The sequence below is a fragment of the Streptomyces javensis genome, assembly GCF_039525925.1.
Lineage (GTDB): Bacteria > Actinomycetota > Actinomycetes > Streptomycetales > Streptomycetaceae > Streptomyces > Streptomyces asiaticus.
In genome coordinates, this window is sequence record NZ_BAAAIF010000009.1 from 113,790 (window position 1) to 129,077 (window position 15,288).

At 70.2% G+C, this 15,288-nt stretch carries 13 protein-coding genes and 2 pseudogenes; 5 read left to right on the forward strand and 10 right to left on the reverse strand.

Annotated elements, in window-relative coordinates:
- Positions 1-160: 160 nt before the first annotated feature.
- The 3 genes from ABD329_RS11415 to ABD329_RS11425 are packed head-to-tail and all read right to left on the reverse strand — an operon-like array spanning position 161 to position 2,388.
- A complete protein-coding gene (locus ABD329_RS11415; protein ID WP_198280517.1) occupies positions 161-1,369 on the reverse strand; it encodes a cystathionine gamma-lyase in 1,209 nt (402 codons plus the stop codon).
- Positions 1,366-1,983, reverse strand: coding sequence for a low molecular weight protein-tyrosine-phosphatase (locus ABD329_RS11420; RefSeq protein WP_198280516.1), 618 nt, complete (start codon positions 1,981-1,983; stop codon positions 1,366-1,368). Before ABD329_RS11420 ends, ABD329_RS11415 begins: the two co-directional genes overlap by 4 nt.
- Positions 1,984-2,007: 24 nt before the next feature.
- Positions 2,008-2,388, reverse strand: a complete 381-nt coding sequence (locus tag ABD329_RS11425; protein WP_020870012.1) for a phage holin family protein — start codon at positions 2,386-2,388, stop codon at positions 2,008-2,010.
- Between the two features lie 77 nt (positions 2,389-2,465).
- Between ABD329_RS11425 and ABD329_RS11430 the strand changes: the two genes are divergently transcribed.
- The 3 genes from ABD329_RS11430 to ABD329_RS11440 all read left to right on the forward strand — a co-directional run bounded on the left by ABD329_RS11430 (position 2,466) and on the right by ABD329_RS11440 (position 4,062).
- A complete protein-coding gene (locus ABD329_RS11430) occupies positions 2,466-2,783 on the forward strand; it encodes a cupin domain-containing protein (RefSeq protein WP_037954683.1) in 318 nt (105 codons plus the stop codon).
- A 149-nt stretch (positions 2,784-2,932) separates the two neighbouring features.
- On the forward strand, positions 2,933-3,127 hold the full coding sequence (locus ABD329_RS11435; RefSeq protein ID WP_020870014.1) for a DUF5326 family protein: 195 nt from the start codon (positions 2,933-2,935) through the stop codon (positions 3,125-3,127).
- Between the two features lie 497 nt (positions 3,128-3,624).
- Entirely contained in the window at positions 3,625-4,062 is a 438-nt protein-coding gene (locus tag ABD329_RS11440; protein WP_037954688.1) for an SsgA family sporulation/cell division regulator, read from the forward strand.
- Positions 4,063-4,182: 120 nt separating this feature from the next.
- On the opposite strand, the gene ABD329_RS11445 is transcribed toward ABD329_RS11440, so the two are convergent.
- On the reverse strand, positions 4,183-5,682 hold the full coding sequence (locus ABD329_RS11445) for a YibE/F family protein (RefSeq protein WP_344316305.1): 1,500 nt from the start codon (positions 5,680-5,682) through the stop codon (positions 4,183-4,185).
- Positions 5,683-5,863: 181 nt separating this feature from the next.
- Here ABD329_RS11445 and thiC point away from each other — a divergent pair, with 181 nt between their 5' ends.
- Entirely contained in the window at positions 5,864-7,633 is a 1,770-nt protein-coding gene (thiC, locus tag ABD329_RS11450; protein ID WP_198281533.1) for a phosphomethylpyrimidine synthase ThiC, read from the forward strand.
- Positions 7,634-7,766: 133 nt separating this feature from the next.
- Here the strand turns inward: thiC and ABD329_RS11455 are convergent, their stop codons facing one another.
- From ABD329_RS11455 to ABD329_RS11480, 6 genes and pseudogenes are all read right to left on the reverse strand, one after another.
- Positions 7,767-8,324, reverse strand: coding sequence for a helix-turn-helix domain-containing protein (locus ABD329_RS11455; protein ID WP_309142942.1), 558 nt, complete (start codon positions 8,322-8,324; stop codon positions 7,767-7,769).
- A gap of 9 nt (positions 8,325-8,333) precedes the next feature.
- Positions 8,334-8,639, reverse strand: a pseudogene (locus tag ABD329_RS11460) (BRO-N domain-containing protein); the annotation flags it as partial.
- A gap of 86 nt (positions 8,640-8,725) precedes the next feature.
- The gene (locus tag ABD329_RS11465) at positions 8,726-9,916 is read right to left on the reverse strand and encodes a serine hydrolase domain-containing protein (protein ID WP_214665680.1); all 1,191 of its coding nucleotides are present in this window, start codon (positions 9,914-9,916) and stop codon (positions 8,726-8,728) included.
- Positions 9,917-10,026: 110 nt separating this feature from the next.
- Positions 10,027-10,875 (reverse strand): hypothetical protein, encoded by an 849-nt coding sequence (locus ABD329_RS11470; RefSeq protein ID WP_344316306.1) that lies wholly within the window; start codon positions 10,873-10,875, stop codon positions 10,027-10,029.
- 191 nt (positions 10,876-11,066) lie between these two features.
- A pseudogene (locus tag ABD329_RS11475) lies at positions 11,067-12,303 on the reverse strand (metallophosphoesterase).
- Positions 12,304-12,534: 231 nt separating this feature from the next.
- Positions 12,535-13,635 (reverse strand): LacI family DNA-binding transcriptional regulator, encoded by a 1,101-nt coding sequence (locus ABD329_RS11480; protein ID WP_138914833.1) that lies wholly within the window; start codon positions 13,633-13,635, stop codon positions 12,535-12,537.
- A gap of 405 nt (positions 13,636-14,040) precedes the next feature.
- Here ABD329_RS11480 and hisC point away from each other — a divergent pair, with 405 nt between their 5' ends.
- Positions 14,041-15,120 carry a histidinol-phosphate transaminase gene (hisC, locus tag ABD329_RS11485; RefSeq protein ID WP_309142804.1) on the forward strand — a complete coding sequence of 360 codons (1,080 nt, stop codon included), beginning with the start codon at positions 14,041-14,043 and terminating at the stop codon, positions 15,118-15,120.
- The last annotated feature ends 168 nt before the right edge of the window (positions 15,121-15,288 follow it).

The window sequence follows — 15,288 nt, forward strand, 5'->3', positions numbered from 1 at the left end:
CAACTATAAATATGCCGATAGGTCCATGTCGCTACTGTGATTGGACACTGACGCTGAGTCAACTAGCCTTGTTCGAGCGGTTCTCCACGAGAAGAACCGGGGCGTCTCAAGCCACGAGGGGGGAGGCTTGAGACGCCCGCACAGGCATACCCGCCCGCTTTCAGCCACCCGCCCCGGTGCTTGCCGTGCCCGATGCGGCGTCCGTGGCCCTGCCCGTGCCCGATGCCGCGTCCGTGTCGGATGCCGTGTCGAGCGCCCGCAGCACATCCGCGATCAGATCATCCGCGTCCTCCGCGCCCACCGAGAACCGGATGAAGCCCTCGGGTACCGCGTCGCCGCCCCACCGGCCGCGCCGCTCCGCCGTGGAGCGCACCCCGCCGAAGCTGGTGGCGTCGTCCACCAGCCGCAGCGCGGTCAGAAAGCGCTCCGCGTGCTCCTTGTCCGGCAGGGTGAAGGAGACCACGCAGCCGAAGCGCCCGCCGCGCATCTGCCCGGCCGCCACCCGGTGGGAGGGATCGGTCGGCAGACCGGGGTGGCGCAGTCCGGTGACCTCGGGGCGGTCGCGCAGCGCCTCGGCGAGTGCCAGGGCGGTCTCCGCCTGGCGGTCGACGCGCAGCTGGAGGGTGGCCAGGGAGCGGTGGGCGAGCCATGCCTCCATGGGGCCGGGGATCGCGCCCACCGTCTTGCGCCAGGCCCGCACCTCAGCGGCGAGCCGTGGATCGCGGCAGGTCACATAGCCGAGCAGTACATCGCCATGGCCGGTGAGCGCCTTGGTGCCGCTCGCCACGGCGAAGTCCGCGCCGAGCTCCAGCGGGCGCTGGCCGAGCGGGGTGGCGAGGGTGTTGTCGACGGCGACCAGTGCGCCCCGGGCGTGCGCGGCCTCGGCGAGCCGGCGGATGTCGCAGACGTCCAGTCCGGGATTGGACGGGGTTTCCAGCCACAGCAGCTTCGTCCGGTCGCCCATGGCGTCCAGGGGGGCCAGCTGGGCGTCCTCGCCGGTCGGGGCGGTGCGCACGGTGACCCCGTAGCCCGTCAGCCGCTCGATCAGCGCCGGGAGCAGCTGATAGCCGTCGGACGGCAGGACGGCCGCGTCGCCCTGGCGCAGCTGCGACAGCAGTACGGCCGAGATCGCGCCCATGCCGGACGAGAAGACGACTGTCTCGGCGTCGGTGCCCGGCGACTCCAGTTCGCTGATCGCCCGCTCCAGCAGGGACCAGGTGGGGTTGGCGTCCCGGCCGTAGGTGTAGGGGCCGACGGCGTCGCCGGGGAGGTGGTAGTGGGCGGCGAAGACCGGGCCCGGCAGCGTCGGCTCGTACGCCTCGGCCTCGGGCAGTCCGGCCCGTACGGTGCGGGTGCCGTCGCCGGTCATGTGGATTCCTTCCCCGCGTCCGGGCCGTCGGCGGCCGACGCGTTCTCGGCAGTGGCGCTCTCCGCGGCCTTCCCTGCGTTCTCCACGCCCTTCTCCGCGCCCGTCCCCGAGGCGTCGACGGCCCTGGCGACCGCGTCCAGCAGCCCGCCGCTCGCGGCCTCGATCATCTCCAGGCACTCCTCGAAGTCGTCCAGCCCGCCGAAGTAGGGGTCCGGCACATCGAGGCCGCCCAGCGCGTCGTGGTCCGCGTCCGGGTCGTAGCTCCGCAGCAGCCGCACCTTCGCGGCGTCGTGCGGGGTCGGCGCGAGCGCGCGCAGCTCGTGCAGGTGGCCGCTGTCCAGGGCGATCACCAGATCGAGGTGATCGAACCACTCGACCCGGAACTGGCGCGCGATGTGATCCTGTTCATAGTCATGGGCGGTCAGTACGTCGATGGCGCGGCGGTCGGCCCCGTCGCCCTCGTGCCAGGGTCCGGTGCCCGCGCTGTCCACCTCGACGAGGCCGTCCAGCCCGGCCTCCACGGCATGGGCGCGGAAGACGGATTCGGCCATCGGCGAGCGGCATATGTTGCCGGTGCAGACAAAGCAGACGCGGTAGGGCGACGGGTCTCTCATGCCTTCCATCATCTCCGGCCGTGATCAGTCCTTGTCATCGGGCAGCACGACATGCAGGGCCCACGCGACTATGGAGACGATCAGGCCACCGAGCACCGCCGTGCCGAAGCCGTCGACATCGAAGCTCAGGTCCAGCTTTCCGGCCAGCCAGGAGGTCAACAACAGCATCAAGGCGTTGATCACCAGCGTGATCAGCCCGAGGGTCAGGATGAACAGCGGGAAGGCCAGCAGTTTGACGATCGGCTTGACCACCACGTTCACCACGCCGAAGACCAGTGCCACGAGAATGAGGGTGAGCGCTTGGCGGCCGGTGTTGTCACCGGTCAGCGTGATGTCCTTGAGCAGCCAGATGGCGACGCCGAGGGCACCGGCGTTCGCGATCGTCTTGACGAGAAAATTCTTCATGGTTGAGATCGTCGCAGACAGGCCCCGGCGCAGGCAGGGGCACCGTAGGCATGGGTCAGGCAGGGGTGGAGAGGCGAATGAAGGCGTTCCGGCTGGATGAGCTGGAGGCGGAGCGGGCCGCGAACGACGGCGCGTATTTGCAGTTCCTGCGGGAGCGGAACATGTCCGTGGGGCTGTACGCGCTGAACGCGGGCCAGGCCGATCCGCAGTCGCCGCACGGCCAGGACGAGGTGTACGTCGTGATGAGCGGCCGGGCGTCGGTCACGGTGGGGATGGAGACGACACAGGTGGCGCGGGGCAGTGTGGTGTACGTCCCGGCGGGCACGGCGCACAAGTTCCACCACATCACCGAGGACCTGAGGGTGCTGGTGGTGTTCTCGCCGCCGGAGGGCTGAGCCGTCCGGCCGGTCCCGTAGGGGTCCGGTCAGGGGAGGACGGGGGGCGCGGGCCACCCGCGCGCCTCCGTCCCGTCCTAGCATCGACGGCAGGGAAGACCGGCCGTCGGCGTCCGGACCCACGGCTCGGAGAGAAAGCAGGGAGTCACGTGACCACGAAGGGGATATTCCAGGGCTTGCCGTGGTGGGTGACCTGGATCGCGATACCGGTCCTCGTCCTCGCCGTGTTCGGCGGCCTGATCATGAGTGTGATCGGGTTCGTGGTGAGCCTCGTCTTCAAGGCGCTGCTGCTGGTGGTGCTGATCGCCGGGCTGATCTACGTCGTACGGAAGTTCACTTCCTGACCCGCCGCGCGGCGCCCGCCGCGTCCCCCGGGGCCTGACGCGTCCCCCGGCGCCCGGCGCCTCACCCGGGGCCTGACGCGTCCCCCGGCGCCCGGCGCCTCACCCGGGGCTGACGCGTCCCCGCAGGCCCTGAGGGGCCCTTCCGTGCGCGGATACGCCGCGCGAGGGATACCGCCGGGGCGGGAGCACCGCCCGGCGCCACCCCTGCCGTTACAGTGCGAGTCCTCGGCGTTCTTCCTTCGGCGTCCGCCTCGCAACAACCCCCCGGGGGTGCCTGTTGACGACAGCGATCTTCGATACGGCCGGTGCGCCGGCCCCGATCTCCCGCCCACCGGGCCCGCGCCGTCCGCGCCGCCCGGCCCCGCGGGTCTCCTCACGGCAACACTGGCCATTTTCGTTCCCTCACACGAGGCAAACCGACTCCGCAGCGCAATCGAGTCGCTACGCTCCAGAGTCGGCGAAGCGCAAACAACCCGGGGCGGCGAACGATGCGTGAGATGCGTGACACAGTTCAGGCGGAAGTGACGATGACCTTCCTGGTCTCGCAGGATCTCTCCTTCCGGATCCCGGTCGAGCTGTCCTACGACAGCAGCGACCCCTATGCCGTGGAGATCACCTTCCATTTGCCCGGTGACGCGCCGGTGAGCTGGGCCTTCGCGCGGGAGCTGTTGCTGGACGGGTTGAGCAAACCCACCGGCGAGGGGGATGTGCGGATCGCCCCCGCCTCCCCCGAGGGGCTCTCGGATGTCTTCATCAGACTCCAAGTCGGTTGTGAACGGGCCCTGTTCCGAGCCGGGGCCGCTCCGCTGGTGGCCTTCCTCGACCGGACGGACCGGGTGGTGCCTTTCGGCCAGGAGCCGGCGGCCTGTGACCCGGTCGGCGATCTCGACGCCGAACTCCACCGCATCCTGGCCGAGGACCGGTACGCGGGCTGAGGGCCGGCTGCGCGGCGGGCCGAGGCCCGGTGTTGCGCCATGGCCGAGCTGACGGGCGGCATGCCCGTCGCCTCAGCGCCGCCTCGCGTCGGCGCCCCGCTGGCTCTGCGCTCCGTCGCCTCAGCGCCCCTTCGCCCGGCGGCGCCGCCCGCGTCCGCCCCGGCCGGTCCGGGGCGCCTGGGTCACCTGCGGCGCTTGTCGCGCTTGTGGCGCCTTTGGCGCCTGGGAGCCACCCGTGTCGGCCACCCGCTCCGCGCCGCCGTCCGCCGCCGGGGTGCGGTCCGCGGAGACCACGAGTACCGCCAGCGCGGTGGTCACCGGCACCGAGGCGACGAGCCCGATGCTGCCCACCAGCGTCCGTACGATCTCCTCCGCGACGATCTCGCTCGTGGCGACCGTCCCCACCCCGCTGTCCGCGATGGAGAACAACAGCAGCAGCGGAAGCGACGCGCCCGCGTACGCCAGCACCAGGGTGTTCACGACGGAGGCGATGTGGTCCCGCCCGATCCGCATCGCCGCCCCGTAGAGCTTGCGCCGGGACGTGGTCGGGTCCGCGTCCCTCAGCTCCCACACCGCCGAGGTCTGGGTGACCGTCACATCGTCCAGCACGCCCAACGACCCGATGATCACGCCCGCGAGCAGCAGCCCTCGTATCTCGATGTTCGGATAGAGGCCGTGCACCAGCCCGGTCTGGTCGTCCGTGTTGCCGGTCAGGCTCGCCCAGCCGATGAACAGCGAGCCCAGCACCCCGATCAGCAGCAGTGACACCAGTGTGCCGAGCACGGCGACCGACGTACGCGCCGTCAGCCCATGGCACATGTACAGCGCGAGAAGCATGATCGCGCTGCCCCCGACGACCGCGACCACCAGCGGATTGGAACCCTGGAGTATCGCCGGGAGGATGAACAGGGTCAGCACCCCGAAGCTGATCGCCAGCGCCACCAGCGCGAACACCCCGCGCAGCCGCCCCACCACGACGACCGCGAGTGCGAACAGCCCCGCCAGCAGCGCCATCGGCATGGACCGGTCGACGTCGGACACGGAGTACTGGAGTTCCTTGGGCGCCTTGGGGGCGTACGCCAGCTTCAGCTCCTGCCCGGCGCTGAAGTGGCGCGAGGCGTTGGGCTGGACGATTTCGGGGAAGGTGCGGCCTTTGTCCTTGCCCGAGGTGACCTCGATCGTGGCCTTCTCGCAGACGCTCTTCTTCCCGCCCTGCCCAGAGGACCCGGAGCTCCCGCCCTGCCCGGGGGCGCCGCTCTGGGCGGCGCCGTCCTGGCCGGGCTCGGTGGGCGCCTGCGGCTGGGCGTTCACATCGGCGCAGTTCACCTCCTCGACCCTCACCACCCGTCCGGCCACGGTCGTCTGGTCGAAGCCGAGACCGCTGCGGCCGTGCGCCTTGTGGTCGGGCGTGCCGCCCGGCCAGAGCACGATCAGACCGGCCACGACGGCGACGGTGAACGGGATGAGCACCGCCGCGATGATCTTGCGGAGGTGCGCGGAGACAGGGGTGGCGGGGCCATGGCCGTGGGAGTGGCCATGGGAATGTCCGTGGCCGTGGCCCTGTGCCTGCTCGGAGGGGTGGGGCTGCTCGGGCGGGTGGTCCTGCTGGATGGCGGTCACCGTCGCATCATCGCAAGAGATGTGGGCCCCCTGTTCAGCGCTGTGGATAAACCGTTAGCGTGGTGACGAACCTTTGCAATCGCGGGAGCTCGGAGCACCGGGCTGAGAGGGCGCTGACGCTGATAGCTGCGCCGACCGCTGAACCTGTTACCGGGTAATGCCGGCGTAGGGAGTGGGTCTCATGACTCAGCAGGATGCACCATCGCGCGCCGAGACGGCCGAATTCGGCTGGCATAAGGGATATGTCACGGGTTCGCGCCCGGACCTCCAGGTCCCGGTCCGCCGCGTGCACCTCACCAACGGCCAGGATGTGACGCTGTACGACACCTCCGGCCCGTACACCGACCCCACCATCGAAACGGATGTCCGCCGCGGCCTGGCGCCGCTGCGGCAGAACTGGATCGTCGCCCGCGGCGACACCGAGGAATACGCGGGCCGTCCCGTCCGCCCCGAGGACGACGGGATCAAGCACACCTCGCCCCGCGGGGGGCTGCGCAACCTCGACGCGGTCTTCCCCGGCCGTCCGCGCCAGCCGCGGCGCGGCCGTCCGGGTGCCCCCGTGACCCAACTCGCCTATGCGCGGCGGGGCGAGATCACGGCGGAGATGGAGTACGTGGCGATCCGCGAGAACGTCTCCCCCGAGGTGGTCCGGGAGGAGATCGCGGCGGGCCGCGCCGTCCTCCCGGCCAATGTGAACCACCCGGAGATCGAGCCGATGATCATCGGCAAGCGATTCCTGGTGAAGGTCAACGCCAACATCGGCAACTCCGCCGTCACCTCCTCCATCGAGGAGGAGGTCGAGAAGATGACCTGGGCGACCCGCTGGGGCGCCGACACGGTCATGGACCTCTCGACCGGCCGCAACATCCACACCACCCGCGAATGGGTGCTGCGCAACTCCCCGGTCCCCATCGGCACCGTGCCGCTCTATCAGGCGCTGGAGAAGGTCGACGGCAGGGCCGAGGAGCTGACCTGGGAGATCTACAAGGACACGGTCATCGAACAGGCCGAGCAGGGCGTCGACTACATGACCGTCCACGCCGGCGTCCGACTGCCGTACGTCCCGCTGACCGCCCGCCGCAAGACCGGCATCGTCTCGCGCGGCGGCTCCATCATGGCGGCGTGGTGCCTCGCCCACCACCAGGAGTCCTTCCTCTACACCCACTTCGAGGAGCTGTGCGAGATCCTCGCGGCGTACGACGTCACCTACTCGCTGGGCGACGGACTGCGCCCGGGGTCGATCGCCGACGCCAACGACGAGGCACAGTTCGCGGAGTTGCGCACCCTCGGTGAGCTCAACCGCATCGCCAAGGAGCACGGCGTCCAGACGATGATCGAGGGCCCGGGCCATGTCCCGATGCACAAGATCAAGGAGAACATCGACCTCCAGCAGGAGGTCTGCGAGGAGGCCCCCTTCTACACCCTGGGCCCCCTCACCACCGACATCGCCCCCGCCTACGACCACATCACCTCGGGCATCGGCGCCGCGATGATCGCCTGGTGGGGCACGGCGATGCTCTGCTACGTCACCCCCAAGGAGCACCTGGGCCTGCCGGACCGCGATGACGTCAAGACCGGCGTCATCACCTACAAGATCGCCGCCCACGCGGCCGACCTGGCCAAGGGCCATCCGGACGCCCAGGCATGGGACGACGCGCTCTCCGACGCGCGCTTCGAATTCCGCTGGGAGGACCAGTTCAACCTGGCCCTCGACCCGGACACGGCCCGCTCCTTCCACGACCAGACCCTCCCGGCGGAACCGGCCAAGACGGCACACTTCTGCTCGATGTGCGGGCCCAAGTTCTGCTCGATGAAGATCTCCCAGGACATCCGCCGCGAACACGGCGGCGCGATGGACGCGGTGGAGGCGGAGGCGGAGGCCGGTATGGCCCAGAAGTCCAAGGAGTTCGCGGAGGCGGGGAACCGCGTGTATCTGCCGATCGCTGACTGAGGCGCGCACGCGTAGGCCGGAATCGCGGATGAAACCCGGCAAAGTGGCGCCTGCGGATTGAACCAGGCGATACGCTACGGGGTGGGTCCGAAGCCGCAACTTCTGTTTGCGACTTCGGACCCTCTTCATGCCGCTACGCGGGCGGAAGCTCAGCCACGTAGACCGGGTTGCCGCCGTCTGTCAGCCCGTTCTGACGGATGCAGCGGTGTTCCTGGAGAAACCGCAGACAGTCGTGCACCCGCTGCCGGGTGAGCCCCGTCTTGTCCGCGAGCGTCTCCAGTGAGTGGCCGACCCGGCCGGCTTCCGCCAGCGTGGGAAGGATGTAGACGGCCACCGCCCAGACGTCCTCGGTGATGCTCAGCCGGGCCTTCCACTGTGCGAACAGGTCCTCCGTCCTGAGCCTCAGCTCCCGCTTGTCCGCCTCGGGCTCCGCGCCCGGTCGGCAGCCCAGGGCGTCGAGGATCCGTGACCATGCCTGCTCGGACCGGTGCAGGGAATCCAGTACCTCTGTGTGGAAGCGTTCGGTCCGCATCTCCAGTCGGACGATCGCGTCCATGAGCTCGCTCGGTGGCGTGGGGCGGGAGACCTCGGAGACCTCCAGCGCGTATGAGCCCTCGCGTTGGACGGTGGCGATCACCCTTGAGACCCACTGTTTGAAGGGCAGGCACGCGGGCTTGGTGCAGCCGTTCACCAGGAGGATAAGTCCTTCGAGATCGACGAGCTGCAAGTCTCGGCGCCATTCCCTACCTGCGGGAATGCTGAGACTGTGACTTCCAGTCACAGTCTCGAGAGACTCTCGCCGCTCCTCCGGCACATGGTCGAGCAGAGCCTTTCGCGTCGTGGTGTAGCCGAGCTCTCGGCACACATCGGCGGCGGGGAACCAGTGCTCTCCGTTGGGCAGGGTCAACCTTCGGACCCGGGCCCCCGTGGCCGCGTAGACGAAGTCGTTGACGTCCATGGCGTCGTGCCGGGCAGACGGGCCCGGCGGTGTGTTGTGTTTGCGCATCGCGCATCACCTCCACCAATGGACGCTAAACATCACCACCCCTCAATTCCCCCGAATAGGCGGAAATTCCCTCGATCGGTGGATAATTATCCGATGAGTGCGGCGACGACCCGGTTGGTCATCTCCTCCTGTGTGGTCAGGGGCGTCGGGGTGTAGGACAGGACGAAGCGGAGGTCCAGGTCGCGGGTGGCGAACATGCGGGTGCGGTAGCCGGGGGTCTCGCCGGTCTTGCCCCAGAACATCACGCCGTCCACCGTGGCCGTCTGGAGGCCCAGGCTGTAGCGGGCGGGGCTGCCGTCCAGCATGCGTACGGAGTCCGGGGGCAGGGTGAAGAGCTTGTCCAGGGCGTGGGGCGGCAGCAATGCGCCGGAGAACAGGGCGTGCTGGAAGCGGAACAGGTCGTCGACGGTCGAGACCAGCTCGCCTTCGCCCCAGGCGGAGGACTGGTTGTACACGGTGACATCGCGCAGTGAGCCATCCGTCATCCGTAGATAGCCGTGTACATGCGGGCCGCGGAGGCGGGGGTCCTGGCCCGGCAGCAGGGTTCTGGTGAGGCCCAGCGGGTGCAGGACGCGGGACGCGATGGCCTGGCCGTAGGGGCGGGCGGTCAGCTTTTCGATGAGCAGGGCGAGCAGTACGTAGTTGATGCCCCGGTACTCCTGTTTGGTGCCCGGGGCGAACTTGAGCGGATCGTGCGTCACCGTCTCGACCCACTCCCGCGGTGTCCACCGGTCCCATCGATGCTCCAGGACCGCTTCCGGAGTGCTGTCGTCCGGAATTCCCCGGTGGTCGGGGAGTCCGCTGGTGTGGTTGAGCAGCTGGGCCACGGTGATGCGGCGGGCGAAGGCGGCGGGCAGCAGGTCCGGGACGTAGCGCCCGATGGGGGCGTCGAGCTCCACCCGTCGTTCGGCCCACAGCTGGAGGACCACGGTGGCCACGAACGCCTTGGTGACGCTGCCCGCGCGGAACCGGTCATCCGGGCGCACGGCCCGTCCGCTGTCGATGTCGGCCGTCCCCGCCGTGCCGTACCAGCCGTCTCCCCGGCGGTCGACGCGCAGTTGGGCCGAGGTGGCGGGCGGGTGGGAGAGATCGCTGATCGCGGCCTGGAGGGCGGCGTCGTCGGACGCGGTCGTCGATGCGGTCGTCGATGCCGTGGTCGATGCCGTGGTCGATGCGGTGGTCCTCGTCGCCGCGCGGGCGCCGGTGCCTCCGGCCACGGCCAGCAGCGTCCCGGCCGCGCAACCGCCGATGAGGGTACGTCGGGTCAAGGAAGTCATGGTCAGCCATGCTGTCGAGGCCGCCGCGCCCGGCCATCCGGGATGACCCGCACCCGTACCCCTATCGCACCCGCACGGTGCCCGGACTCGCACCCGGGCCCGGCCCCTGGCTAGTCCGGCTGGTGCTCCGGCCCGCCGTAGTCGGGGCTGGTGTAGTCCGGGCTGCTGTAGCGGGGGCGGGCCTTGGGGCCTTCGCCGTCGGTGCTGAAGCCGGGGCGGCTGTAGCCGAGGTGGGGGGTGCGGTTGATCGCCTCGGGGTTGACCGGGACGTACGCGGAGGGCGACGGGGCCGAGGGGTTGGCCAGGGCCTCGCGGAGGAACGGCAGGATGCCGCGCTCCAGCAGGGCATCGCGCCAGACCTCTCTGGCGCGGTCCACCTCCTCCAGCCGCTCGCTGCGCGCCTCGCCGCGGATCGCGCTGGAGCCGTTGCGCAGCGCGGTCAGGAGCAGTCCGACGGCGGCGATCAGGATGGCCGCGGCGGTCAGCGCGGCGAAGAACCAGCCCGCGGTGACCATCGGCTGGGCGATGGACGGGGTCGGATCCAGGACGTTGAGGACGTAGCCGACGATGAGGAAGATGATCGCGGCGGTGCCGGCGAGCACCGGGGCCAGCACCGCGAGCATGGCGACGAGCCCAGCCCCCGCGGCGTCCTGCATCGCGCCGGCGAGCCCCACCGCGCCGTCCGGCTGCTCGCGCTCGGCCACGTCCCCGGCGAGCGGGAAGAGCGGGGCGGGCTCGCGCAGTTTGGCGCGTGTCTCGCGGTAGGTCTGGTACTCGTCGGCCGCGCATGCCGCTATCGCGGCCGATGCCCCGAGCGCCATCGTGCGCAGCTGCTCGGCAGTGAGCCGCTGCCCGAGACCGCTGAGGTCCGGGCGACGGTCCGCGGTGCGCAGTGCCTCGTCGAGAACCCGCTCGAACTCCGGGCGGTCCTCGGTCAGCAGGTGCGGAGCGCTTTTCATGGTGCATCCCCCGATGCTCCGTAGGGCCGTGACGACCGGCTTTCGCCGGGCGGTCAGGCGGAAACGGAGGAGAGCCTGCGACGGATAAGCCGATGGTAGAGCCGATCCGGCGCGGGGTGACAGCAAGTTTCCCGAATTGCTTCCGCGCCGGTGAAACCCTCTATCTGCCCCAAGCGGCGTCCGCTGAATCCTCAGTTCGCCAGGGGAAGTTGAACGACCAGCAGTTTTCCGGCCATGGTGATGCCGCCGTCCATGGCCACGGCGAGATTGTCCGCGTAGACGTGCGGGCCCTCGACCGCGGGCGAGCCGCCGTCCTCGCCGTCCTCGGAGCCGACCTCGCCGAGCAGATACGGGATGGGGCTGTGGCCGTGGACGATGCGCTCCCCGCCGTACGTGTCGAGCAATTCGCGGGCCGCCGTGGGCCCGGCGTCCTCGTCGCGGAAGGCGAACCGCTTGGTGAATTTGCGGAACAGATCCCAGCACTCGTCGGCGTCGCTGCGCTGGAGCGTCTCGGTGACGGTGTCGTTGACGGCCTCGATCGAGTCGCCGTACTCCAGATAGGCGGTGGTGTCGGAGTGGACCAGCAGATGGCCGTCCTCCTCCGCCATCGCGTCCAGCCGGGACATCCACTGGAGGTGGTGGTCCTCGAGCCGCTCCATATCGCTGCGCTGGCCGCCGTTGAGCAGCCAGGCCGCCTGGAAGGAGGCCGTTCCGGCACCGGAGTTGACCGGCGTGTCACCGAACCGCTTGGCGCCGATCAGCAGCAGCTCGTGATTGCCCATCAGCGCCTTGCAGTAGCCGCCCGCGGCGGCTGCCTCGGCGGAGAGCTGCATGACCAGGTCGATGACGCCGATGCCGTCCGGGCCGCGGTCGGTGAAGTCGCCGAGGAACCACAACCGGGCGTTCCCCGCGGACCAGTTGCCCTTGGCGTCGATCAGGCCCTCGGCGGCCAGCGCCTCGCGCAGCTCCTCGTGGTAGCCGTGGACATCGCCCACGACGTACAGCGGGCCGGGGCCCTCGTCCTGGGCCAGCGGGCCGTCCTCGGGCTCGGGCACCGGGGTGAGCGCCACGGTGGGACGGTCCTGCGGCGGGACGAGCTGGGTGTCCTTGATGGTGTGCCCCGGGCCCAGGATCGGGAGCCGCTCGGTCGGGGTGTACTCGGCCGGCAGGGGCGTGGGTGCGTCCGGCGCCCGGAGCGGGTGCGCCGGGAGCCGGTGCGCCCGGAGCGGGTGCGCCGGGCGCGGGCTCCTCCGGCGCGGGAGCGGGCTGCGGCACCGGCGCGGCGGTGCCCGGCGCTCCGGGCGCGGACCCGGGCTCCACGGCTCCGGGCGCGACCATGCCGGGCGGGGTGTACGCCCCGTACGCGAGCACAGGAGGGATCGCAGCCGTGGTCCCTGCCGTGGCTTCCAGACCGGCCCCCTGAGTCATCGACCCCTCCACCATCACGCCGCCGTGCCACCTTGTGGACCTTGCCTGGTCGACGGCGGTCCGCGGTGTCGTCCGCCCATCATAGGAATGACCGTGAGGGCTTGTGACGCACCAGGGTGCCGTCAATCGCAGCTCGCTCCTGCTTCGTCGGACTTTTATCCCGGATTGGCCCAGTAGGGGAAGCCCATTGGCCTCAGGTCCTCCTCGGGTCATCCTTGAGTCGCCCTCAGGTCAGCCTCCAGCGCGGCTGCGCGGGGCGCTGACCGTCGTACGCGGCGGACGGCGCTGTGAGGACGTCCGCACCATCAATTCGGTGGGTATGACCTGCTCAACGGGTTGGTCGGTGTCAAGGCCCTCGATGGCGTCGATGAGCAACTGGACGACCGCCGTGCCGATCCGGCGGGGTTTGAGTGAGAGGGTCGTGATGGGCGGCTCGGTGGTGCGGTAGACGGTCGATTCGCTACAGCACACCAGCAGCAGATCGTCGGGGACCCGCAGTCCGTAGCGGCGGGCGGCCGCGAGCAGATCGGTGCCGTTGGGGTCGAAGAGGCCGTAGACCGCGTCGGGGCGGTCGGGGCGCGCGAGCAGCCGGTCGGCGGCGACGGCACCGGCACAAGGGTCGTGGGCCGGGTACGCCTCATAGACCGGATCCTGTCCCACCCGTTCGCACCACTGGAGGTACGCCGTGGTGGACAGCCGGGTGTAGGTGTCGGTGGAGGTCCCGGTGAGCAGTCCGATCCGGCGGGCGCCGGCCTCGGCGAGGTGGTCGAGCAGCCCCAGCACCGCCGCCTCGTGGTCGTTGTCGACCCAGGCGGTGACGGGGAGGGCTCCGGCGGGGCGGCCGTCGCTGACGACGGGGATGCCCTGGCGTAAGAGCTCGGTGACGACCGGATCGTGGTCGGAGGGGTCGATCACCACGGTGCCGTCGAGGGCGACGTTGGACCACACGTCGTGGCGGGAGGTGGCGGGGAGGATGACGAGGGCGTAGCCGCGGGCCAGCGCGGCGGAGGTGGCGGCCCGCGCCATCTCGGCGAAGTAGGCGAACTCGGTGAAGGTGAAAGGTTCATCCCCGTACGTGGTCACGGTCAGGCCGATGAGGCCGGACTTGCCGGTACGGAGCGTGCGGGCCGCTGCGGACGGGCGATAGCCCAGCCGCTCGGCGACCTCGCGGACATGGCGGCGGGTGGCCTCCGGGAGCCGGCCCTTGCCGTTGAGCGCGTCGGAGACGGTCGTGATGGAGACCCCGGCGGCGGCGGCCACGTCCCGGATGCCCGCCCGCCCTAACCGGCGGCCGGCCGACCGGCTCACCTGGTGCTTCCCTGCTGCTGTCATGGCCAGCCGATAGTAGGGCGCGGGTGGGAGGGTTGCGCGATTCCGCCATCGGTATTCGGAAGGCACGTTTCTGCATGAACGCCTTCACCAATTCCCTTGGAAGTGAAGCCAGTTGGGGGTTCCACCGGGCCTCTGATCGCCCCTGGCATATCCGCGCCTGGTGATTGATACATGTCTCGAAGAGGTCTCAACTCACCTGCACGGGTGATGCGCGCCACGGCGCTCGCCACCGGCGCGCGTGAAAAAGCGGGGCGCTCCCCCCGGTGGGTACGCGGGCGCCGGGGGCGGATACGCGGCGGCGCCCGGCGGGTACGCGAGACGGGGGAATCCTCATAAGGTGTGCAGTATTGCCGTGTGCGAACGCTGTGCACGGCCCGGGACAGGATGGGTCGAGGAGGACTGTCGGTGACCGAGAAGAGCCCCAAGCTGCGCGCCGCGCTGGACGGCATTCCGACGTACAAGCCCGGTAAGCCGGCGGCCGCGGGCGGCCCCCTGGCCTTCAAGCTCTCCTCCAACGAGAACCCCTATCCGCCGCTGGCCGGGGTGCTGGAGACCGCCGCGAACGCCGCCGCCTCCTTCAACCGCTACCCGGACCTCGCCTGCACCGCGCTGATCGCCGAGCTGGCGAGCCGCTTCGACGTACCGCTGGAGCATGTGGCCACCGGAACCGGCTCGGTCGGCGTGGCCCAGCAGCTGGTCCAGTCCACGGCGGGGCCGGGCGATGAGGTGATCTACGCCTGGCGGTCCTTCGAGGCATATCCGATCATCACTCAGATCGCCGGGGCGACATCGGTGCGGGTCCCGCTGAACGAGGCCGAGGAGCACGACCTGGAGGCGATGGCGGACGCCATCACCGACCGCACCCGGCTGATTTTCGTCTGTAACCCCAACAATCCGACCAGCACCGTGGTGCGCCGGGCCGCGCTGGAGCGGTTCCTGGACCGGGTGCCGTCCGATGTGCTGGTGGTGCTGGACGAGGCGTACATCGAGTTCATCCGGGACGAGCGGGTCCCCAATGGGATCGATCTCTACCGGGACCGGCCGAACGTGTGTGTGCTGCGCACCTTCTCCAAGGCGTACGGCCTGGCAGGGCTGCGGGTCGGCTTCGCGATCGCCCATGAGCCGGTGGCGGCGGCGCTGCGCAAGACCGCGGTGCCGTTCGGCGTCAGCCAGCTCGCCCAGGACGCGGCGGTGGCCTCGCTGCGCAGCGAGGACGCGCTGCGGGAGCGGGTGGACGCGCTGGTCACCGAGCGGGGCCGGGTGTGGGAGGCGCTGACCGCCCAGGGGTGGACGGTCCCGGACTCGCAGGCGAACTTCGTCTGGCTGCGGCTGGGGGAGCGCACCGCCGACTTCGGAGCGGCATGCGAGGCGGCGGGTGTGGTGGTCCGTCCGTTCCCGGGTGAGGGGGTGCGGGTGACCATCGGCGAGCGCGAGGCGAACGAGATCTTCCTGCGGACGGCGGAGGAGTACCGCAAGGAGCTCTGAGCCGGGCGGGTCGCAGCCGCCCGCCGAGGTCCGCATCGGTAAGGGCCTCACAAGGGGCCCAACGGCCTTCCCGAGAGGTGCGCAGCATACCCATAGGTGTCCCATTCGCCCCCTACCACCCCCGGTGGGAGGGGGCGAAGCCATGTGCGTATCATTGCTTGTGAATGT